Source organism: Psychrobacillus sp. NPDC093180 (assembly GCF_044754065.1).
Classification (GTDB): domain Bacteria; phylum Bacillota; class Bacilli; order Bacillales_A; family Planococcaceae; genus Psychrobacillus.
In genome coordinates this window covers 275886-296649 of sequence record NZ_JBIVOJ010000004.1, presented here as the reverse complement: position 1 = coordinate 296649, position 20764 = coordinate 275886, and the positions used below count along the sequence as shown (strand labels likewise).

Genomic DNA, 20764 nt, shown 5'->3' with positions numbered 1-20764 from the left:
CCAAAGGGGATAAGCATGGAGGAGCCGTATGCGATGACCCGCACGTACGGATCTGCGAGAGGCGCATGAATTAATTTTCATGCGCCTACTCTATTTGAAGTGCGACGATTTTTGTGTCGTAGTGAGCGGGAGTAAGTTCGTGACCTAAATCCTATTTTGTCGCCGATTGCATTTGCTTACGTTCAGCAAGTGGTGTACGAAACAAGAGAAAACGCTCACTGAACACGACCAAGCGGATCCTTCTGCTTAGCTCTATTAAATATTCTCCATATTAAGAAGTGTTTCATTTCAACCTAAAGAAAGAGTTAGTTGCTCTCGTGAGTAAACTGGTTGCTTTCAACAGTCGCTTGGTTGCGGTCAGCTGCTGTTTGGTCTCCCTTAGCCATTTTTAGGGTGTTGGCATTTCAGCGTTTTATAAAGTGAATATTGAGAAAGCGATCCATTAATTGGATTTGTCTCCTACTATTTAATACGATTGCTGATTTTCAATGGGATGAATAGCCCTTTAACTGGTGGCATATTATCAGAGTAAATGATGTAGGAGTGGCTGAGGCGAAAAAAAGAAAAAAAGGTTTTGTCGTGGGTGCGCTTATTTTATTTGCTTCTCTTTCTTTTGTGTTATTTACAAACGCTCCAAAGGCAGTATTGGAAATTTGTTCACCACTATTTCAAAATGGATCGTTAGAGATGCAAATGATGCAACTAACCCTTATGGAGAAAGGTGGATTGTATGACCAAGTCGGAGAAAGATTAAAAGAAAAAGGCTACGAGCACTATATTCTTGGTGGAATAACGGAAAAAGATAAAATATTAGTCAAATTTGTACTTAAGAATCAAGAAGCTAGCGACAAAAGACAGGAAGAAATTATGGATATTTTTCATGATTATATCGAAAAAAACAACTTAAACACCCAAACATTTAATGTGAAAGTAAGTAACGACACTAGTACAAACTGGTGATGAATAAAACACCTTTCTTTTTCAAAAGGTGTTTTATTTGCATTATTATTGATCAATCCAGTCTGGTTTAATAACTGAAAAAATATAAGCATCGTTCGATTTGTTATCTTGAAAAATATATCCTCTTAAAAGACCTTCCTTTTGAAAGCCTAAGTTTAATAATAGCTTAAAAGAAGGTTCGTTCTCCGGGAAAGTAACTGCTCCTATGCGATATAAATCTAATTTGTCAAAACAATACTTGATAACTGCTCCTGCAGCCTCACTAATGATACCTCTTCTCCAGTACTCCGGCTTCAAGTCATATCCTATTTCCGCTTTTCTACTAGCTATTTGAAGATTGTTCAACCCGATCGTTCCTACAAATTCCTCTGTATTTTTAAATATTATACCCCAGCGGATAGATCGCTTTTCTTGAAAATTTTTCTGAAAAGAATCTACTAGATTCATTGCTTGCTGTATGTCTGTGAAATGCGCCATACCATAATATTTTGTAACTCGCCTGTCGGAAAAGATAGAAAAAACATGATCGATATGATCTTCAGTAATCTCGACCAGTTTCAGTCGATCCGTTTGTAAAATAGGAAATTCCATTTAAATGTTTCCTTTCTTTCTCGCATATATATTATTGAAGAATATTTTAACATACTTCTATATTTCATGATACATCTGAATTATCATTTAATTAAGATAATTAATATGGTAGAATTAGTATAAAAGATGATGCTACTTAATCATGATCGGAGGTAAAGGATGGAACAAACAACGATAATTACATCAAAATTGACCCCGCCTATTACGTCTTCCTTTTACATGAGAAGATCATCCCTTATCAAGAAATTAAAAATGAATACGAATAGCAAAGTATCTATTTTACATAGTGGAGCTGGTTTTGGTAAAAGCTCTTCATTAGCTCAAGTGTATGGCGATTCAAAAGAATCATATTCTTGGTATTCGATATCGGAGGAAGACGATAATATTCATCCTTTTCTTCGATATCTAGTTCAAAGTATTCGCAAAGTTATCCCGAAGTTCGGTGCAAGTTTAATGGAGCGAGATGTGCTTTCTATGTATCCAAAAGAAGAGGAATTGACGCAGTGGTATTCATTATTTAGTAATGAACTCGCAATGATTGAGCAACCCTTTACTATTGTCCTAGATGACTTTCATCTCATTGATCATGTCTTTCATATAAATTATATAATCGAAAAAATAATTGAGTTTCTTCCAGCTCATATTCATCTTGTAGTCGCATCTAGAACTCGCCCTAAGTGGTCAATCCTATTAAAACTCAAACTAAAAGGCCAGTTAGTGGAAATCACGGAAAAGGACTTTATGTTTACAGAGGAAGAAATACAAGTATTTTTGGAAGATTATTTTGAAAAAACGATTACGGAGCAAGAAGCTGCAGAGATTATGAGACTGACAGAGGGTTGGGCGATTGCCATTCATTTAATCGCAATGCAGCTTGCGGAAACAGACAAACATATCAACGAGTTAGTGGACCCCACCTTAAAAGATTTGTTTTCTTATCTGTCTGAAGAAGTATTTCTATTGATGAGTGAAGAGGATAAACAATCGTTGTTGAACTTTAGCATATTTCCGATATTCACGGAAAAAGAAATTCGGGCATTTTTTGGTGAAAATGCAGCAAAAGATCTAGAGAGATTATCACGTAGTCATGCATTTATTCAAACCTTAAGTAACCCAGGTTCTTATCGCTTTCATGCATTGTTTCAGCAATTTTTAGAAACGAAATGGCTGCAAAAAGATAGTAGTTTGTATTATGAAACGCATAAAAGAGCTGCTTATTATTTTAGTGAACAGCAAAATATTATTCAATCCATATATCATGCAGTAAAAGCAAATGATGAATATTTTCTTGGAACAATAATCGCCCAGTTTGCCGCGTTCATCATTCAAGATGGGCAATTTGATTGGTTTTTAGATTTGCTAAAAGAGCATCTTTCGGATAAAAAACGAGAAGAATTCTATGAGCTATTCTTTTATGAAGGCGAGTGCCATCGTTATCGGGCATTTTATGAGAAAGCTAGAAAAGCGTATGAGACTTGCTTGGCTCTTGCGTTGGAAAACAAAAATGCCCTCTATTTAAGTCGAGCAAATGTAGGGCTTGCTCATATATATTTAGATACAATCCAACCTGCTCTTGCAAAGCCTTATTTAGAGGATGCGGTAAAGTGGGCAGAAGACAGCCCAGAAATGGAGATTCACGAAAGAACCGTATTAAAACGTTTATTAGCTGAGAACCTAGTGAACTTGGGTAAGGCAAATGAGGCAAGTGATTGGGTTCGACAAGAGCAGTTAGATGCATCGATTCTTAAAGAAGGTAATTTAGATGCACGAATCCTCCTTAGAACCGGGTTACTAAATGAAGCCGAGGTACTATTAAGAAATAGGATTAATGATGAGATCATCTTACCGGATTCCCATAGAGAAACAGAAGTACTTCTTTCCTTTATATACTCTTTAACAGGAAATATAGAAGAGGCAAAACGTTCTGCTATTAAAGGGATTGATACGGGTATTAGGGAAAAATCTAGTTTTGTGGAGGCAGTCGGTTGGATACGTCGAGGTCATGCCGAAATATTAGACAATCCCTTCGATTTAGAAACTCCCGAGAAGTATTACTTAAAAGCGGTTCAAGGTATGGGAGAATTAAATGTGTCTAGAGGAAAAGCAGAGCCTTTTATGGGTTTAGCTATTTTAAAATCGAGGCAAGGATTGTTTCAAGAAGCCATATCATACGGGGAAAGTGGTCTAATAGAAACAAATAAAGGAAATGACTATTGGCTATCTGCATATATTTTAGTTTGTTTATCCATTGTTTATATAGAAAATGAGATGCTGGAGAAAGCTTTACAGTCTATTTGGGATGCGAATCGTCTATTTAAAAATGGTGGAGATGTATACGGCGAAATGATTTCTGATTATTGGTTAATGTTTATTCATGACAAATTAGCGGATCAGGAGAAGTTTGTTTTACATGCTGAAAAGTTTGCATCTATTTGTGTACAATATGAATTTTCTTTTTTCCTACTAAAAAAGACTATTTTCGGTCCTGCAGATCTACAATTGCATTATCCGTTATTACAAAAAGCACTCGTATTAAAACCGGATTCCTCCCCATTGCATACATTAGCAAGTTTGTTAAAAATAAATACAAGCACTAATTATCCAGGATATCAGCTAACGCTACAACTATTCGGTCCTTTTACGCTTTTTATGGGAAATGAAGAAATTAGTGAGCGGAAATGGCAACGCGATAAATCTAAGGAACTGCTTTCCTATTTGTATTTGCATCGAAATCGGTTCGTCCCAAAAGAAGAATTGATGCATGCAATTTGGGGAGAAGGTGACGAGAAATCGTTAAATCGCGATTTTAAAGTAGTATTAAATGCCCTATTAAAAGTGATAGAACCGAATCGTTTAGCGAGGGAAGAATCCTTTTTCATCATTCGAAAGCAAGCAATGTACCGAATAAATCCGGAAGCTGCTGTGACAAGTGATTTAGAATCATTTCAACATTTGACGGAAAAAGGGTTGGAGGAAAAGAATCCGATGCTGTCAGCGGATTACCTACAAAAAGCAGTCAAATTGTATAAAGGCGAATTATTAGAGGATAAATCTAGAATCGATTGGATATCCCATGATCGGGAAAAAAATCAGCAACAATATTTACTCGTGTTAGAAAGGCTCGCTCAAACGTATACGAGATTGAAAGAGTTCGAAACATCCATTTACTGGGCGGAGAAATTAATAAGAATGGATCCCACATGGGAGGAAGCCTATCGATTATTGATGTTCGCCTACTATCAGCTTCAAAATAGAACACAAGCAGTGAAATGGTATGAAAAATGTATTTCCGTACTATATACCGAGCTAAAAGTAGAGCCGATGCATACGACGATTCAAATGTATGAAATGATTACAAGCTATGGTTGAACGCAGAAAAGAAAAAGAACTTCTGCGTTTTTTTGATTTCCATAAAATATTTAATAAAACATTTGCTCCTGCGCGAGCTCGTCGCAAAAGAGTTACAAAAGCAAAGCTTTTGTAACTCTTTTGTAACTCCTTTTCAGTACTATAAACGAGAAGCATGGTAACGCTTACAAAAAGATCGAAGGGGGATTTACATGACAAAAAAATGGGGCCTATTATTGTTGTTCGTATTCGTCTTAATCTTCAGTGCAGCTTGTAGTGATGATTCAAGTTCAACGGGTACAACGAAAGAAGAAACAGACGAAGGAACAACAACACCAGTATCTAGTGAAGTGACGGAAGAAGGAGGCACAATCAAAATTGGTGTGCTTGCCTCATTAACGGGTGCACTGGAGTCTTATGGGAAACAAACGAAAAATGGTTTTGAGTTAGGACTTGAATATGCTACAGACGGAACACTGGAAGTAGCAGGCAAGAAAATTGAAGTTGTTTACGAAGACACAGAAACAAAGCCAGAAGTTGCTGTACAAAAAGCTACCAAGCTATTAGAAGAAGATGAAGTAGATTTTCTAGTTGGATCCTCTAGTTCAGGTGATACGTTAGCGGTGCTTCCTCTCGCGGAAGAATATGAAAAGATTATGATCGTTGAACCAGCAGTAGCTGATAGTATTACAGGTTCAGAGTTTAACCCGTATATTTTCCGTACGGCACGTAACTCTTCACAGGACGCAGTTGCAGGTGCAGCGGCAATTGCTAAACCAGGTGTAAAAATTGCAACATTTGCACCAGACTACTCTTTTGGATGGGATGGAGTAGCGGCATTTAAAGCAGCTGCTGAAAAATTAGGTGCAGAAATTGTGTTAGAAGAATATGCTGATCCTGCAGCTACTGATTTTACCTCTAATCTACAAAAGATTATCCAAGAAAAACCGGATTACTTATTTGTTGTGTGGGCTGGAGCGAACTCACCTTGGAACCAAATTGCTGACTTAAAAATGCAAGAAAAAGGGATTAAAATTTCAACTGGAGCTCCTGATATTCCAGCTTTATCTATTATGGAACCATTAGTTGGCATGGAAGGATTCTCTGTTTACTATCATACGCTTCCAGACAATCCGATCAATGATTGGTTAGTGGAAGAGCATAAAAAACGTTTCAACGGAGAAGTGCCGGATCTATTCACTCCAGGTGGTATGTCTGCTGCTATCTCAATCGTGGAAGCTCTGAAAAAATCTGAAGGAAATGCAGATGGAAATGAACTGATCAAAATAATGGAAGGTATGTCATTTGAAACACCAAAAGGCACGATGACTTTCCGTCCGGAAGACCATCAAGCATTACAACCTCTATACTCGATTAAATTAGAAAAACAAGAAGGCGTAGACTATCCTGTACCAGTATTAATAAGAGAGTTGTCACCGGAAGAAACAGAACCACCAATTTTAAACAATAAATAAACCAGAGTAGAGATGAGCTAAGCAATTAGCTCTATCGCTCTCCATGTCATAGAGCTCGTTCTATTATATGGAGAGCGATAGAAGAAAGGGGTATATGAACTTGGAACCAATACTGAAAACAGAAAATCTAACCATTAAATTTGGCGGGCAAACTGCTGTAGATCATGTAAATTTTATGATGCCAGCAAAACATTTCAAATCGATCATTGGACCGAATGGCGCCGGTAAAACGACTTTTTTCAACTTAATAAGTGGTGAGTTAAAGCCAACAGAAGGAGATGTCTTTTTTAGAGGGGAATCGATGGCGAAATACTCATCTGTGGAACGCACGAGAAAAGGACTCGGACGTTCGTTTCAAATTACAAATGTGTTCCCCAATCTCACGGTAATTGAAAATGTCCGACTCGCAGTTCAATCGAAAGAAAATATCCGATATCAAATGTTTCGTCATTTTACTGCATACAAAGATTTGCAAATACAAGCAGAGAAATTACTAGAAGTCGTATTACTTTCAAACAAAGCGAATGCAGTAGCCAATCAACTATCTCATGGTGAAAAACGAAAACTAGAAATTGCGATGTTACTTGCGCTTGATACAGAAGTTTTACTATTAGATGAACCAACCGCTGGAATGTCACTAGAGGAAGTACCGGCTATTCTGGATGTTATAAAACAAATCAAACAAGCCGGAGACAAAACGATTTTGTTAATCGAGCATAAGATGGATATGATCATGGACCTATCCGATTCTATTATGGTGCTTTTTAATGGTAGATTACTAGCGGACGGAACTCCAAAAGAAATCATGGACAATGAAACTGTTCAAAATGCTTATTTAGGGGGGCTATACGATGAGCATCTTGCTTAAAGTAGAGAATATTCACACGCATATTGGCCAGTATCACATCTTACAAGGCGTTTCCTTTGAAGCAAAAGAAGGGGAGGTAAGTGTTTTACTTGGGAGAAATGGTGCTGGAAAAACGACTACATTAAAGACGATTATGGGTTTGACACCAGCAACTTCCGGAACGGTCACTTTTTTGAATGAAGGAATCACCAAGAATGCAACACATCATATTGCTTCTAACGGAATCGGTTATGTACCGGAGGATCAAGGAATCTTCGGGGCACTTACCGTAGAGGAAAACTTAAAAGTGGCGATGAGAAAAGAAAACGATGCTGCTAGAGAAAGACAAGAATATGTACTGGAGCTTTTTCCTGACTTAAAGAAGTACTGGAAAAAAGAAGGCGGACATCTATCCGGAGGTCAAAAACAAATGCTATCGATGGCAAGGGCTTTTATTAATGATAGCAAGTTACTGCTTATAGATGAGCCTTCCAAAGGGCTTGCTCCCGTTGTGATTGAAAAAGTTATGGAAGCCATTAACGAAATGAAAAAACAAACGACTATTATTCTAGTAGAACAAAACTTCATCATGGCCAGTAGAATCGGGGATACATACACATTAATCGATGATGGGGAAACCATACAATCGGGACATATGAGTGAATTGGTCCAAAATGAAGAGTTGAAACGACAATATTTAGGAATTGGGTAAGGAGGGGAAACAATGGAATTAATCATCAATTTATTAATAAACGGATTAGCGACAGGCATGCTTATCTTTCTTCTAGCAGCCGGACTCACATTAATATTTGGATTGATGGATGTACTAAATTTTGCACATGGTGGTCTGTTTGCCTGGGGTGCCTTTTCAGGCGTTTGGTTCTATGGGTTAACCAACAGCTTTACTGTAGCAATTATAGGAGCTATTTTAACTGGAATCGTGCTTGGCTTTATTACGGAAAAGCTTATTATTACACCAGTTTACGGCAATCATATCCAACAAATTTTAATAACGCTCGGATTTATGATTGTGTTATCTGAAATGCTAAAAGTCGTGTTTGGACCAAACCAAATCGCAGCTAAGACACCCCCATTGTTATCGGGCAGCTGGGAAATCGGGGATGTCATTATTATTAAGTATCGCTTGTTTATCATTCTAGTAGGCATTCTAGTCTTTGGTATCTTCCAGTTCATCTTAAAACGTACAAAAATAGGATTAATCGTACGGGCAGGTGTGATGAACAAGGAAATGGTGCAAGCGCTCGGCATTAATATTAAGCAAGTATTTTTATATGTATTTATGGTAGGAGCAGCCCTTGCTGCGCTTGGAGGAGTATTGATGGCTCCTTATTCAGGGGTTATTTATGCAGAAATGGGTATGGAATTCGCGATATTAGCGTTTATCGTAGTCGTGATCGGCGGGATGGGTAGCTTTCCAGGTTCTCTTCTTGCGGCAATACTGGTCGGTCTTGCGGGCAGCTTTATGGCGTATTATGTTCCTGCACTATCACTTGCGGTTAATATGATGCTTATGGCAATTGTATTAATTTTCCGTCCGCAAGGTTTGTTTACAGCGAAAGGATGATGCGAGATGAAGACAAAATTCCAAGTTAATAATGGTATCTTACTTGTCATAGTGGCAGCCCTCGCTGTATTCCCTTTTGTTTCCGATTCACGGACATGGACTATTTTGTTGACGCAAATATTCATCTTCTCTATTTTGGCGATGAGTTATGATATTTTGCTAGGGTATACGGGGATCGTATCATTTGGGCATGCAATGTTTTTTGGAATGGGTGCTTATGCAACCGCAGTTATGCTCGATCGTTTTGATCCAAGTTTAAGTGTCTTTTTTCTTTCCATTGCGGTCGGAATGGTCATTTCAGGGGTTATCAGTTTTTTAGTCGGTCTATTGACACTTCGACTGAAGAGTCATTTCTTTGCTATGCTGACACTTGCAGTTTCCGGTTTATTTTTGGTACTTGCAGAGAAGTGGAGAACGCTCACACATGGAAATGATGGATTCACGTTTCGTGCGCCTGATTTCTTTAAAGATCGTGTGATGTTCTATTTACTCGTACTTGCTTGTTTAGTGCTTGTATATTTCCTGTTGCGTCGGTTTGTTTCTTCTCCTTTAGGAAGAGTGTTGATCGCAGTACGTGAAAATGAACAACGGACGAAATCATTAGGCTTCCAGACCTTGCACTACAAGGTGATTGCATCTGTTATTGCAGGGATTGTCGCAAGTTTAGCGGGCTCTCTCTATGCTATTTCCTTACGTTTTGTCAATACGAGTGTGCTTACGATGGATATTACGCTAGATGCACTACTTATGACGATTATTGGAGGAGTCGGTACATTAATCGGACCGATTATTGGTGCGGGTGTTATTGAACTTGCACAGCATTACTTATCTGGTCTTGCTAAAGAATACCCTATATTTGAAAGATGGATCATTTTCTTTGGAATCATTTATATATTGGCGGTTATCTTTTTCCCAAGAGGGATTGTTGGAACGATTCGTTATGCGTTTTGGAAACGTAAAAACAACGAACCGAAAGTTAAAATCGCTCCTAAACGAAAGGAGCTACTAAAATGACGATAGGGATTGTCAGTACTGGCGTTTACATACCAGACAACGTAATGACAGCTGAAGAAATAGCTGCGCTATCTAAGTTACCGCTCCATGTGATAAAAGACAAAATGGGAATCACACAAAAAGCCATTCCTGGCCCAGATGATCATACAGTAGCAATGGGAATTCGAGCAGCAGAAAAAGCACTGCAAAAAGGAAATATTGACCCAAAAACAATCGATTTAGTCATCTATATAGGAGAAGAGCATAAAGAATATCCTCTATGGACTGCTGCTATCAAGATGCAAGAAGAACTCGGTGCTTATCATGCTTGGGGATTTGACGTTGCGCTTCGCTGCGGAACAACGATTATGGCCATGAAGGTAGCGAAAAGTTTAATGGAAACAGACGCGACGATCAACACCGTTTTACTTGCCGGTGGTTATCGTAATAGTGATTTTATCGATTATACGAATGAACGCACCCGCTTCATGTTTAACTTAGGGGCAGGCGGAGCCGCAATGATACTGAAAAAAGATCATACTGAAAACATTGTTCTAGAGACGGATATGATGACGGATGGATCTTTTTCAGAGGATGTCGTTGTACCAGTCGGCGGAACAAAAGAACCTTTGACTACGAATCATTTAGAAAAAGGATTATATCGCCTAGATGTATTAGACCCAGAAGGCATGAAGGCGAGGCTAGAGCAGAAATCCATGCAGAACTTTTTAAAGGTCATTCGACATGCATTGATGAAAAGTGGTTATTCCGAGCAAGACATTGATTATTTGGCTATCCTCCATATGAAAAAATCGGCACATGATTTTGTATTACAGGAGCTTGGTTTAACAAGTGAGCAAACAACTTATTTAAGCGATTACGGCCATATTGGACAAATGGATCAAATAATATCACTGGAACTCGCACAAAAAGAAGGGAAATTAAAGGACGGCGATTTAGCTGTTTTAGTCAGTGCTGGAATAGGGTATGCATGGGGTGCAGTAGCTGTTAAATGGGGAAGATGAAAAGGAGTGGAGAAAATGAGTTTATCGAAAGTTCAGTTGGAAAACGGAGAACAGCTCGCATATCGCGAACGTTCGGGCGGGGAAGAGGTGATTGTACTAATCCACGGAAATATGACTTCATCGAAACATTGGGATGTGCTAATTGACAAATTAGATCCTAAATATAAAGTATACGCAATTGATTTACGTGGTTTTGGAGAATCAACGTATAATACGCGAGTAAAAGGGATAAAAGATTTTTCGGATGATTTAAAAGAGGTTATCGACGCGTTAGAATTGAAGCATTTTCACTTAATAGGCTGGTCAACTGGCGGAGCGATCTGTATGCAATTCGTTGCCGATTATCCAGGATATTGTGAAAAACTTGTACTGCTAGCGTCCGCATCTACGAGGGGCTATCCATTTTATGCAACAAATTTGGATGGTACACCTAATCTAACAAGTAGATTCCAAACAATCGAAGAAGTGGAGAATGATCCAGCAAAAACGATACCGATGCAAGGCCTGTATGACATGAAAAATAAAGCAGGATTAAGAGCTGTTTGGAATGCTGCAATTTACACACATAACCAACCAAAAGAGGAGAATTACGACGCTTATCTGGATGATATGCTAACGCAACGAAACTTAGCAGATGTCTATCATGCGTTAAATACGTTTAATATTAGTTCAATAGATAATCAAGCGGCAAAAGGGACCAATCAAGCGAAGGATATTACAATTCCTGTCCTTATTTTAAGAGGGGATCGTGATTTTGTGGTAACAGAGGAAATGACACAGGAAATTGTCGCTGACTTAGGGGAGAATGCCACCTATATTCCACTTACCAATTGTGGCCATTCTCCATTGATAGACGATTTGGAGCAGTTAACTAACCGAATCGAAAATTTCATTTCAAAGGAGAAGGAGCAATGAGATTACAAGACAAGGTTGCCATTATTACCGGAGGAGCGAATGGTATAGGTTCGGCAGCAGCTCTTCGCTTTGCAGAAGAAGGTGCAAAAGTGGTGTTAGCGGACTTTGATGCAAATGCGGGAGCAGAAAAAGAGAATGCACTAAAAGAACAAGGCTATGATGTGAAGTTTATTCAAGTAGATGTAACGAATCGGGAAAGTGTGGATTCGCTTGTTTCGCAAACAATTGAACATTTTGGAGAGATTCATATATTAGTCAATAATGCAGGGATTACAAAAGATGCTATGTTGACTAAAATGGCGGTAGAAGATTTTTCTCGTGTTTTAGACGTTAACTTAACAGGAGTCTTTCATTGCACACAAGCAGTAGTACCTCATTTTATCGAACAAGGCTACGGGAAGATCATTAACACTTCGTCCGTAAGTGGCGTTTACGGAAATGTTGGGCAAACCAATTACGCTGCCTCCAAAGCGGCAGTCATCGGTATGACTAAAACATGGGCGAAAGAGCTAGGACGGAAAGGGATAAATGTAAATGCTGTCTCCCCCGGGTTTACTGCAACTGCAATGGTAGCGAAAATGCCCGAAAAAATTATTGAACAGATGAAGGCTGGAGTTGCCTTGCAACGACTTGGAGAGCCACAAGATATTGCGAATGCTTATCTATTTTTAGCTTCGGATGAAGCGAGTTATGTACATGGAACAGTTTTACAAGTAGACGGCGGTATTATGATGTAACGAAAGGAGCGGTGCAAGGTGTATACAGAGCAAGCTTGGATATATAAACGTGCAGCATTGTCTCCAACCAAAATAGCGCTTATTGATAGTAGTACAGATGAACAATGGAGCTATCGAATGCTAACCGAGCATATATCCAAATGGGTTCACTATTTTCAACAAAAGAATTATCAAAAAGGCGATCGAGTCGTCGTTATTTCCCAAAACCGAATAGAGTTATTTGCGATTATTTTCGCATGTGGTGTAACGGGTCTACTCTATGTGCCGCTCAATTTTCGTTTAAGTAAAGTAGAACTAACGTATATTTTAGAGGATTGTCAACCAGTGCTCATTATTCATGATGAAGCCCATCAAGTGTTGTGTGAGTCATTTGTACAGGTGGAACGTTTATTAGTGACAACTAAACTAGAAAGTGCGAACTTTTTCTATCCTCCACAGACTAACTGGAGCCCTTCGGATTGTTGGATTATTATTTATACAGGAGGGACGACAGGGAAGCCAAAAGGGGTAGAGCTGTCTTTTGATGCAGTTAATTGGAATGCGATCAATACCATTACAAGCTGGGGACTAAGCGATGCCGATTGTACGCTGAATTATATGCCCATGTTTCACACGGGTGGTTTAAATGCTCTTGGTATTCCGATTTTAATGTGCGGTGGAACTGTGGTTGTGGGAAGCCGCTTTGATGCAGAGGAAGCACTTAAAGCGTTAAATACTTATAAAACGACGTTGTCTTTATTTGTTCCGACTATGTATCAAGCAATGCTTGATACGACCTATATTAAAACAGCGACTTTCCCAACTGTAAAAGTATTTTTATCCGGTGGTGCACCTTGTCCTCATACGATCTATAAACAGTTTGAAGACAAGGGCATTCTTTTTAAAGAAGGCTATGGACTTACGGAAGCAGGACCGAACAACTTTTTTATAGATCCGCGGGATGCCCGTATAAAAAGAGGGTCCGTTGGAAAATGCATGCTGTTCAATGAAGTGAAAATTTTGAATGAAAATGGAGAGCTTTGTCGTCCAAACGAAGTGGGAGAGCTCTATATTTTAGGTAAGCATGTATTCACGAAGTATTGGAATAACGAAGAAGAAACGAATCGAGCTTTTGTAGATGGTTGGTTAAAAACAGGTGATTTAGCAAAGGTCGATGAAGACGGATATTATTATATAGTCGGTAGAAAAAAAGAAATGATTATCTCGGGTGGGGAAAATGTGTATCCGCAAGAGGTGGAGCAGTGCCTCGTTTTACATCCAAATGTCCGAGAAGCAGCAGTAGTCGGTGTCGCAGATGAAAAATGGGGAGAATGTGTGACTGCATTTGTGACTTGTACTGCGACAGATGAATCGTTTGAAACAGAATTGTTGCAAAGTTGCAAGCAGGTACTTGGTAGTTATAAAGTACCGAAAAAAATATATGTTTTAGATGAGCTACCTCGTACGGATGTTGGCAAAATTGATAAAAAACGATTACAAGAATTAGCTGTAAAGATTTGATTTACAGCTTTTTGTTTTGTCTTTTTGTATAATAAGCTTTGAGGTGACAGGAATATGTTTATAAGTGAGAAAGAAATTGAAGTACGCTACGCAGAAACAGATCAAATGGGAGTAGTTTATCATGCAAACTATGTAATATGGCTAGAAATTGGTCGAACACAGCTTATTAAAGACTTAGGATTCTCTTATGCTGGACTCGAAAAAGATGGTTATCTATCTCCCGTGACAAACGTGAATATAAACTATAGATCTTCTGTAAGATACGGGGAGACAGTAGTTGTAAGAACATGGATTGAAAGTCATGGAAAGCTTCGGACTACATACGGGTATGAAATTGTTCACGAGGACGGGACGGTTGCTTCTTCTGCTACTTCGGAACATGTTGTGGTGAATAAGGACAATTTTCGACCAGTTTCCTTAAAAAAAGTTCATCCAGAATGGGATGCAAAATATACGGAAATTGCTAAGGTGATGGATTAATGGCATTTGGTATTACGAGAGATGAGTTGCTGCGTTGGAAAGCGGCAGTCGAAAAAGAACAGATTGCCTTTCTCACTCATTACTGGCTAGACGATCGTTTCCCAGGATGTAAAACGGTTACTAAAGTCGGATGTAGTAATTTAGAAAAGTTAATCGACTGGGGCAAAAAATACGGATTAAAAGAAGAGTGGATTGATCACAAGGAAGCCTATCCTCATTTTGATTTATTTGGAAAACATGAATATGAAATCATGCGAAAAGAAGGGCTGTTAGATCAACTGATGAAGTTTCAATAAAAAAAGCGTGATATCGAATCACGCTTTTTTATACGTATAGGCTAACTCATCTAACTTGTGATCTACATCTACATACAAATCATGTCCATCGAAATACCATTCATCTACATCTTCTATGAAAAATAATACTTCTCCAAGTTTCACTGTTACAACAGGTTCAAATGGTGTATCCTTGGTCATTCCAAGCGAAAAACCTTGCTGTATCGGACTAGATCCGCCGTAGCGTGCATAAAAACGGATAGTGTCTCCAGAGCCTACTTCCATTTCCTTCTGAAACCAGGTCCATGCATCTTGCGAGATAAAGATTTTCATACAAATCACCAAGCCTTCCTTATATCCACTTAACCTTAGGTTCCGTTCCTTTTTTAATACGTTCGATGTTCGCGCGATGACGATAAAAAATAAATACGGCTATTAAAACGAGCATCGCAATTAAGGGCCAATCCTTTTCCACTGTAAAGTAATAAACAATCGAATAAATAAGTGCAATCACTGCTAATATCATGGACGTTAACGAAACCATCTTCGTAATCTTTAAGATAATAAAAAATCCTACAACTAACAGTACGAAAAGTGGCCAGTTATAAGCAAGTAAAATACCACCAGACGTCGCAACCGCTTTTCCACCTTTAAAGTTAGCGAAAATGGGAAACATATGCCCAATTACAGCAATAATCCCAAGAATAAGCGGATGTACAGAAGTAGATTCAAATACAGCCAAATAGCCTAAAAGTGTTGCTGCTGTCCCTTTTAAAATATCCATAATCGTAACAATTAGTCCTGCTTTTTTACCAAGCGTCCGAAACGTATTCGTTCCACCTAAATTACCACTGCCATGCTCACGAATGTCTGTATTATAAAATAATTTCCCTATCCATAAGCCGGAAGGGATAGACCCAATTATATAGGCAAGTAAAAGTAAAATGATGATCGTCATAGCATACTCCTTTAGTTATGAAACTAATATTATATTGAACTACTTCAGTTTACCACGCTCGCTTCATTTTGTTCAATGTAAAGAAAAAGAACTTCCACAAAAATACGATTACTTCGCTACTCCAACAATATTTAACGAACAAAATGTTAAAATAGAGGTATACTTAGAACAGGACAACATCCAAGAAGATTGATAACATGGATGTTACATGTAATTCTCGTATAGAGGATGAACCAATCTTTAAAGAAGGAATATTGCACTAGGACAGAGAATCCTACACAAAGGCAGATTGCAATCTAATGGATAATTACCTACAATTAAAATCTGGCGTTTTAGTTGCCTGTTTCATTACAATGGCTATCTTTTGCCTTGCAATTTTCTTTTGGAAGTATTGACATAATGATTATCTGTTTGTACGCTTAATAGAGAATAAAGAACAGATGTTTTGTTTTTTGGAGGGAACGTATTTGAGTAAAGAAGAAAGATTAACGAGCTATAGTGATGATGATATTCAGGTATTAGAAGGTTTAGAAGCCGTTCGAAAAAGACCTGGTATGTATATAGGCTCAACTGATGCACGAGGATTGCATCATTTAGTTTATGAAATAGTTGATAACTCAGTCGATGAAAGTTTAGCTGGGTTCGGAGATCATATTAAAGTAACGATACACACCGATCAAAGTATCACAGTGCGAGATTACGGTCGGGGAATGCCGACGGGAATGCATAAAACGGGAATTCCAACTGCGGAAGTTATTTTCACTGTATTACATGCCGGTGGTAAATTTGGACAAGGTGGATATAAAACAAGTGGTGGACTTCACGGGGTCGGAGCTTCCGTTGTAAATGCGCTTTCATCCTTCGTGGAAGTTATTATCCACAGAGATGGCAAAAAATTTGTTCAACGATTTGAAAACGGCGGGAAAATTGTCCAATCGTTAAAAGAGATAGGAACGACTAAAGAAACGGGAACTTCCGTGCACTTTTTACCGGATAATACAATCTTCTCTACAGTGAAATATAACTACGAAACTTTATGCGAAAGACTTAGAGAATCAGCTTTTCTCCTGAAAGGACTTAAAATCGAGCTAGAAGATGAACGTACAGGCGCTCATGATATTTTTTACTATGAAACGGGAATTCAAGCTTTCGTTTCTTATTTGAATGAAGAAAAAGATGTGCTGCACCCAGTGTTCTATATGGAAGGCGCGCAAGATGAAATTGAAGTAGAGTTTGCATTTCAATTTAATGACGGTTACTCAGAAACCATATTATCTTTTGTTAACAATGTACGAACAAGAGACGGCGGTACACATGAAACAGGCGCAAAAGCTGCTTTAACGAGAGTTTTTAACGAATACGCGCGAAAAACGAGTTTGTTAAAAGAAAAAGATAAAAACTTAGACGGTTCCGATATTCGGGAAGGAATCTCTGCCATTGTTTCTGTACGAATTCCAGAAAACATTTTGCAATTTGAAGGCCAAACAAAGGGCAAGCTCGGAACGGGTGAAGCAAGGAGTGCAGTGGACGGAGTTATTTCCGAAAAACTGCAATATATTCTAGAAGAAAATGCAGAGTTAACCGCTTCTTTGATCAGAAAAGCAATTCGAGCACAACAAGCAAGAGAAGCTGCTCGTAAAGCGCGAGAGGATGCACGAAACGGGAAAAAGCGTAAACGTTCCGATACGCTTCTCTCAGGTAAGTTAACACCCGCTCAGTCGCGAAATGCAGCTAAAAATGAATTGTACCTTGTCGAAGGTGATTCAGCTGGAGGCTCTGCAAAACAAGGTCGTGATCGTACATTCCAAGCAATTTTGCCGTTACGCGGAAAAGTTATTAATACGGAAAAAGCAAAACTTGCGGATATTATGAAAAATGAAGAGATTTCAACTATTATCCATGCAATTGGCGGTGGTGTAGGAGCAGATTTCCAAATTGCGGATATCGCATATGATAAAATCGTCATTATGACCGATGCCGATACAGATGGTGCCCATATTCAAGTTCTTTTATTGACCTTTTTCTATCGCTATATGAAACCATTGATCGAAAATGGGAAAATTTATATTGCATTACCACCACTCTATAAAGTTTTTAAAGGAATAGGCAAAAAAGAAGTGTTCGAATATGCATGGACAGAAAAAGAACTGGATGCAGCTACGAAAAAGGTTGGTAAAGGTTTCATGCTTCAGCGCTATAAAGGGCTTGGAGAGATGAATGCAGACCAACTATGGGATACAACGATGAATCCAGAAACTCGCACGCTGATACGAGTAACTATCGAAGACGGCGCAAGAGCGGAAAGACATGTAACGACATTAATGGGCGATAAAGTAGAGCCTCGACGTAAATGGATCGAATCAAACGTTAACTTCAGCTTAGAAGATGATTCCAATATTTTAGAAAACGAAAGAATACACACGGAGGATGAAGTAGTATGACACAAACCGAACGTTATCAAGATTTACCACTAGAAGAAGTAATCGGCGACCGGTTTGGACGTTATAGTAAATACATCATTCAAGACCGTGCACTTCCAGACGCAAGAGACGGGTTAAAACCCGTACAGCGTCGTATACTATATGCCATGTTGCATGAAGGCAATACGAATGACAAGCCTTTCCGTAAATCTGCTAAAACAGTCGGAAATGTAATCGGGAACTATCATCCACATGGTGATAGTTCTGTTTATGAAGCAATGGTACGTATGAGCCAAGACTGGAAACTCCGCCATATGCTTGTAGAGATGCAAGGTAATAATGGTTCGGTTGACGGTGACCCACCAGCGGCTATGCGTTACACAGAAGCGCGACTATCTGCTATTTCGCAAGAGCTATTAAATGATATCAATAAAAATACGGTAGAATTTATACCAAACTTTGATGATTCGGATACAGAACCGGTTGTGTTACCCGCAGGCTTTCCAAATTTGCTCGTAAACGGTTCTACTGGGATTTCTGCTGGTTATGCTACAGATATACCTCCACATGCATTACATGAGGCACTAGACGCGGTATTAATGCGTATAGAAAACCCAGCAGCAACAATAGAAGAGCTTATGACAGTGATTAAAGGTCCTGACTTCCCAACAGGAGGAATTATTCAAGGGGTAGATGGTATCAAAAAAGCATATGAAACAGGTAAAGGGAAAATTGTTGTACGTTCTAGAACAGAAATAGAAACGATTAAAGGCGGCAAAGAACAGATCGTTATTACGGAGATTCCGTTTGAAGTGAATAAGGCTAATTTAGTCAAAAAAATTGATGAACAGCGCCATGATAAGCGCTTAGATGGCATTGCAGACGTTCGAGATGAATCGGACCGTAGTGGTTTACGAATCGTTATAGAGATGAAAAAAGAAGTAGATGCATATGGTATTTTACAGTTTTTATTCAAAAATACAGACTTGCAAGTAACCTATAACTTCAATATGATTGCAATCCATAATCGTAGACCCACGATGATGACATTGCCTTTATTATTAGATTCATACATCGATCACCAGAAAGAAGTAGTTACTCGCCGTACCGCATTTGATCTACATAAAGCAAAAGAGCGTCTGCATATTGTAGCTGGTCTCATGAAAGCTTTATCTATTTTAGATGAGGTCATTCGAACAATTCGTGCATCCAAAGATAAACGAGATGCCAAAAATAATTTAATAGCCGCTTTTGAATTCTCTGAGCCTCAAGCGGAGGCAATTGTTTCCTTACAATTATATCGATTAACCAATACAGATATTACAGAGCTAAAAAAAGAAGAAGAATCATTAAATGCACTAGTAAAAGAATTAGAAAGTATACTTGCAAAAGAATCAGTTCTTATGAAAGTGATTAAAAAAGAATTGTTAGTAGTAAGGAAGAAGTTTGCTGAGCCACGTAAATCGACAATCGAAGAAGAAATTGAAGAGATCAAAGTAACGCTTGATGTGCTTATTCCAAGTGAAGAAGTGATCGTAACGGTAACAAAAGATGGTTATATTAAGCGTACAAGTGTAAGATCATTTACCGCATCTAACGGACAGGATTTTGCCATTAAAGAATCAGATTATTTATTGTATCAAGATTCGATTAATACGCAGCACCATTTACTTCTCTTCACGTCAAAAGGGAACTATATTTATCAGCCGGTACATGAGTTACCAGACATTCGCTGGAAAGACTTAGGTCAGCATATTTCGAGCATTGTGCCGTTAGATACTAACGAAACAATTATTAATGCAATTGGTATTGATTCATTTGAACAAGATTTATGTGTATTAACTGCCACGAAAGATGGACAAATTAAGCGATCATTATTATCCGACTATGTTGTACAACGTTATGCTCGACCGATCAAAACGATTAATTTAAAAGCAAATGATGAGATGATCTTAGCACAGCTAGTCGCTCCTTCTGATGATGTGCTATTAACGACACACTTAAGTTATTCTGTAAGATTCTCTTTAGATGAAGTACCTATTACCGGAGTGAAAACTGGCGGAGTGAAAGGTATTAGCTTGAAAGAAGATGACTATGTTGTGAGTGTAAACGTCATACCGCAAGACTGCCATGATGATATAACATTAGTTACACATCGTGGGGCAGTGAAGAAAATGGCATTGAAAGAAATCGAATCAGGTGTACGTGCTAAACGTGGCATCGTCACCCTTCGAGAGCTAAAAACAAATCCACACAAAGTATTTGCAGTGCTTTTAACAAATAAAAAAGAAGAACTCATTTTAGAAACAGAAAAAGGAATCCTAGAAATAGTTCAATTGAATACTTTGCGTACAGTTGATCGCTATTCCAATGGATCGCTCGTCGTTGACACTGCTAAAGACGGTCAACTTATTCGAGTATGGAAGCAACCGATTGAGGAAAAAGAATAAAAGAACTTAACATATAAATCTAAGTAAAAGCATTTCCATTAGGTACTTTACCTTTTGCGAAATGCTTTTTTTAATTTGGAAAGCCTCTTAGAAGATCTAAATATAGGTTTGAGGCAAGTAAAAGTTGAGTAATCTTAATTATTTTTACAGAATATTTAGATAATTACCGAGAAAGTCTTATGACTCTAAATAAAAATATTTTAAA

Annotated in this window: 18 protein-coding genes; 15 read left to right on the top strand and 3 right to left on the bottom strand. The window is 38.4% G+C overall.

Translation table 11 applies throughout. From position 1 onward, the window contains the following. Positions 1–543 precede the first annotated feature (543 nt). Positions 544–960 carry a hypothetical protein gene (locus ACIP9W_RS08555; RefSeq protein ID WP_400788184.1) on the top strand — a complete coding sequence of 139 codons (417 nt, stop codon included), beginning with the start codon at positions 544–546 and terminating at the stop codon, positions 958–960. Positions 961–1005: 45 nt separating this feature from the next. Here ACIP9W_RS08555 and ACIP9W_RS08550 read toward each other — a convergent pair whose 3' ends face one another. After that, a complete protein-coding gene (locus tag ACIP9W_RS08550) occupies positions 1006–1551 on the bottom strand; it encodes a GNAT family N-acetyltransferase (RefSeq protein ID WP_400788182.1) in 546 nt (181 codons plus the stop codon). 159 nt (positions 1552–1710) lie between these two features. On the opposite strand from ACIP9W_RS08550, the gene ACIP9W_RS08545 reads away from it, so the two are divergent. The 12 genes from ACIP9W_RS08545 (at position 1711) to ACIP9W_RS08490 (ending at position 14752) form a co-directional block, all read left to right on the top strand. After that, on the top strand, positions 1711–4920 hold the full coding sequence (locus ACIP9W_RS08545; RefSeq protein ID WP_400788180.1) for an AfsR/SARP family transcriptional regulator: 3210 nt from the start codon (positions 1711–1713) through the stop codon (positions 4918–4920). A gap of 191 nt (positions 4921–5111) precedes the next feature. Next, positions 5112–6374, top strand: a complete 1263-nt coding sequence (locus ACIP9W_RS08540) for a substrate-binding domain-containing protein (RefSeq protein WP_400788178.1) — start codon at positions 5112–5114, stop codon at positions 6372–6374. A 100-nt stretch (positions 6375–6474) separates the two neighbouring features. Continuing rightward, on the top strand, positions 6475–7242 hold the full coding sequence (locus ACIP9W_RS08535; protein ID WP_400788176.1) for an ABC transporter ATP-binding protein: 768 nt from the start codon (positions 6475–6477) through the stop codon (positions 7240–7242). Next, positions 7226–7933 (top strand): ABC transporter ATP-binding protein, encoded by a 708-nt coding sequence (locus ACIP9W_RS08530; RefSeq protein WP_400788174.1) that lies wholly within the window; start codon positions 7226–7228, stop codon positions 7931–7933. Before ACIP9W_RS08535 ends, ACIP9W_RS08530 begins: the two co-directional genes overlap by 17 nt. A gap of 12 nt (positions 7934–7945) precedes the next feature. After that, positions 7946–8806: a branched-chain amino acid ABC transporter permease gene (locus ACIP9W_RS08525; protein WP_142536946.1), complete on the top strand. Its 861-nt coding sequence runs from the start codon at positions 7946–7948 to the stop codon at positions 8804–8806. Between the two features lie 6 nt (positions 8807–8812). Beyond that, positions 8813–9820, top strand: a complete 1008-nt coding sequence (locus ACIP9W_RS08520) for a branched-chain amino acid ABC transporter permease (protein WP_400788172.1) — start codon at positions 8813–8815, stop codon at positions 9818–9820. Continuing rightward, complete coding sequence (locus tag ACIP9W_RS08515; RefSeq protein ID WP_400788170.1) at positions 9817–10824, top strand: 3-oxoacyl-ACP synthase; 1008 nt, start codon at positions 9817–9819, stop codon at positions 10822–10824. Before ACIP9W_RS08520 ends, ACIP9W_RS08515 begins: the two co-directional genes overlap by 4 nt. A 15-nt stretch (positions 10825–10839) precedes the next feature. Continuing rightward, positions 10840–11739 (top strand): intracellular short-chain-length polyhydroxyalkanoate depolymerase, encoded by a 900-nt coding sequence (gene phaZ / locus ACIP9W_RS08510; protein WP_400788168.1) that lies wholly within the window; start codon positions 10840–10842, stop codon positions 11737–11739. After that, a complete protein-coding gene (fabG, locus tag ACIP9W_RS08505) occupies positions 11736–12476 on the top strand; it encodes a 3-oxoacyl-ACP reductase FabG (RefSeq protein WP_400788166.1) in 741 nt (246 codons plus the stop codon). The genes phaZ and fabG overlap by 4 nt, the downstream gene beginning before the upstream one ends. 18 nt (positions 12477–12494) lie before the next feature. After that, positions 12495–13976, top strand: a complete 1482-nt coding sequence (locus ACIP9W_RS08500) for a class I adenylate-forming enzyme family protein (protein WP_400788164.1) — start codon at positions 12495–12497, stop codon at positions 13974–13976. A 54-nt stretch (positions 13977–14030) separates the two neighbouring features. After that, positions 14031–14456: an acyl-CoA thioesterase gene (locus ACIP9W_RS08495; RefSeq protein ID WP_400788161.1), complete on the top strand. Its 426-nt coding sequence runs from the start codon at positions 14031–14033 to the stop codon at positions 14454–14456. Continuing rightward, positions 14456–14752: a hypothetical protein gene (locus ACIP9W_RS08490; RefSeq protein WP_400788159.1), complete on the top strand. Its 297-nt coding sequence runs from the start codon at positions 14456–14458 to the stop codon at positions 14750–14752. The genes ACIP9W_RS08495 and ACIP9W_RS08490 overlap by 1 nt, the downstream gene beginning before the upstream one ends. 18 nt (positions 14753–14770) lie before the next feature. Here ACIP9W_RS08490 and ACIP9W_RS08485 read toward each other — a convergent pair whose 3' ends face one another. Together ACIP9W_RS08485 and plsY are read right to left on the bottom strand one after the other, a co-directional pair. Continuing rightward, positions 14771–15064 (bottom strand): HesB/YadR/YfhF family protein, encoded by a 294-nt coding sequence (locus ACIP9W_RS08485; protein ID WP_400788157.1) that lies wholly within the window; start codon positions 15062–15064, stop codon positions 14771–14773. Between the two features lie 19 nt (positions 15065–15083). Further along, a complete protein-coding gene (gene plsY / locus ACIP9W_RS08480) occupies positions 15084–15689 on the bottom strand; it encodes a glycerol-3-phosphate 1-O-acyltransferase PlsY (protein WP_400788155.1) in 606 nt (201 codons plus the stop codon). A 467-nt stretch (positions 15690–16156) separates the two neighbouring features. On the opposite strand from plsY, the gene parE reads away from it, so the two are divergent. Both parE and parC read left to right on the top strand, forming a co-directional pair. Continuing rightward, positions 16157–18130 (top strand): DNA topoisomerase IV subunit B, encoded by a 1974-nt coding sequence (gene parE, locus ACIP9W_RS08475; RefSeq protein ID WP_400788152.1) that lies wholly within the window; start codon positions 16157–16159, stop codon positions 18128–18130. Further along, positions 18127–20559 carry a DNA topoisomerase IV subunit A gene (gene parC / locus ACIP9W_RS08470; RefSeq protein WP_400788150.1) on the top strand — a complete coding sequence of 811 codons (2433 nt, stop codon included), beginning with the start codon at positions 18127–18129 and terminating at the stop codon, positions 20557–20559. Before parE ends, parC begins: the two co-directional genes overlap by 4 nt. The last annotated feature ends 205 nt before the right edge of the window (positions 20560–20764 follow it).

What these genes read in the sequence shown, in the direction of transcription:
- ACIP9W_RS08550 (WP_400788182.1), bottom strand. Translation starts at nt 1,551, where the DNA reads ATGGAATTTCCTATTTTACAAACGGATCGACTGAAACTGGTCGAGATT.
- ACIP9W_RS08545 (WP_400788180.1), top strand. Translation starts at nt 1,711, where the DNA reads ATGGAACAAACAACGATAATTACATCAAAATTGACCCCGCCTATTACG.
- ACIP9W_RS08540 (WP_400788178.1), top strand. Translation starts at nt 5,112, where the DNA reads ATGACAAAAAAATGGGGCCTATTATTGTTGTTCGTATTCGTCTTAATC.
- ACIP9W_RS08530 (WP_400788174.1), top strand. Translation starts at nt 7,226, where the DNA reads ATGAGCATCTTGCTTAAAGTAGAGAATATTCACACGCATATTGGCCAG.
- ACIP9W_RS08525 (WP_142536946.1), top strand. Translation starts at nt 7,946, where the DNA reads ATGGAATTAATCATCAATTTATTAATAAACGGATTAGCGACAGGCATG.
- ACIP9W_RS08520 (WP_400788172.1), top strand. Translation starts at nt 8,813, where the DNA reads ATGAAGACAAAATTCCAAGTTAATAATGGTATCTTACTTGTCATAGTG.
- ACIP9W_RS08515 (WP_400788170.1), top strand. Translation starts at nt 9,817, where the DNA reads ATGACGATAGGGATTGTCAGTACTGGCGTTTACATACCAGACAACGTA.
- phaZ (WP_400788168.1), top strand. Translation starts at nt 10,840, where the DNA reads ATGAGTTTATCGAAAGTTCAGTTGGAAAACGGAGAACAGCTCGCATAT.
- fabG (WP_400788166.1), top strand. Translation starts at nt 11,736, where the DNA reads ATGAGATTACAAGACAAGGTTGCCATTATTACCGGAGGAGCGAATGGT.
- ACIP9W_RS08495 (WP_400788161.1), top strand. Translation starts at nt 14,031, where the DNA reads ATGTTTATAAGTGAGAAAGAAATTGAAGTACGCTACGCAGAAACAGAT.
- ACIP9W_RS08490 (WP_400788159.1), top strand. Translation starts at nt 14,456, where the DNA reads ATGGCATTTGGTATTACGAGAGATGAGTTGCTGCGTTGGAAAGCGGCA.
- ACIP9W_RS08485 (WP_400788157.1), bottom strand. Translation starts at nt 15,064, where the DNA reads ATGAAAATCTTTATCTCGCAAGATGCATGGACCTGGTTTCAGAAGGAA.
- plsY (WP_400788155.1), bottom strand. Translation starts at nt 15,689, where the DNA reads ATGACGATCATCATTTTACTTTTACTTGCCTATATAATTGGGTCTATC.
- parC (WP_400788150.1), top strand. Translation starts at nt 18,127, where the DNA reads ATGACACAAACCGAACGTTATCAAGATTTACCACTAGAAGAAGTAATC.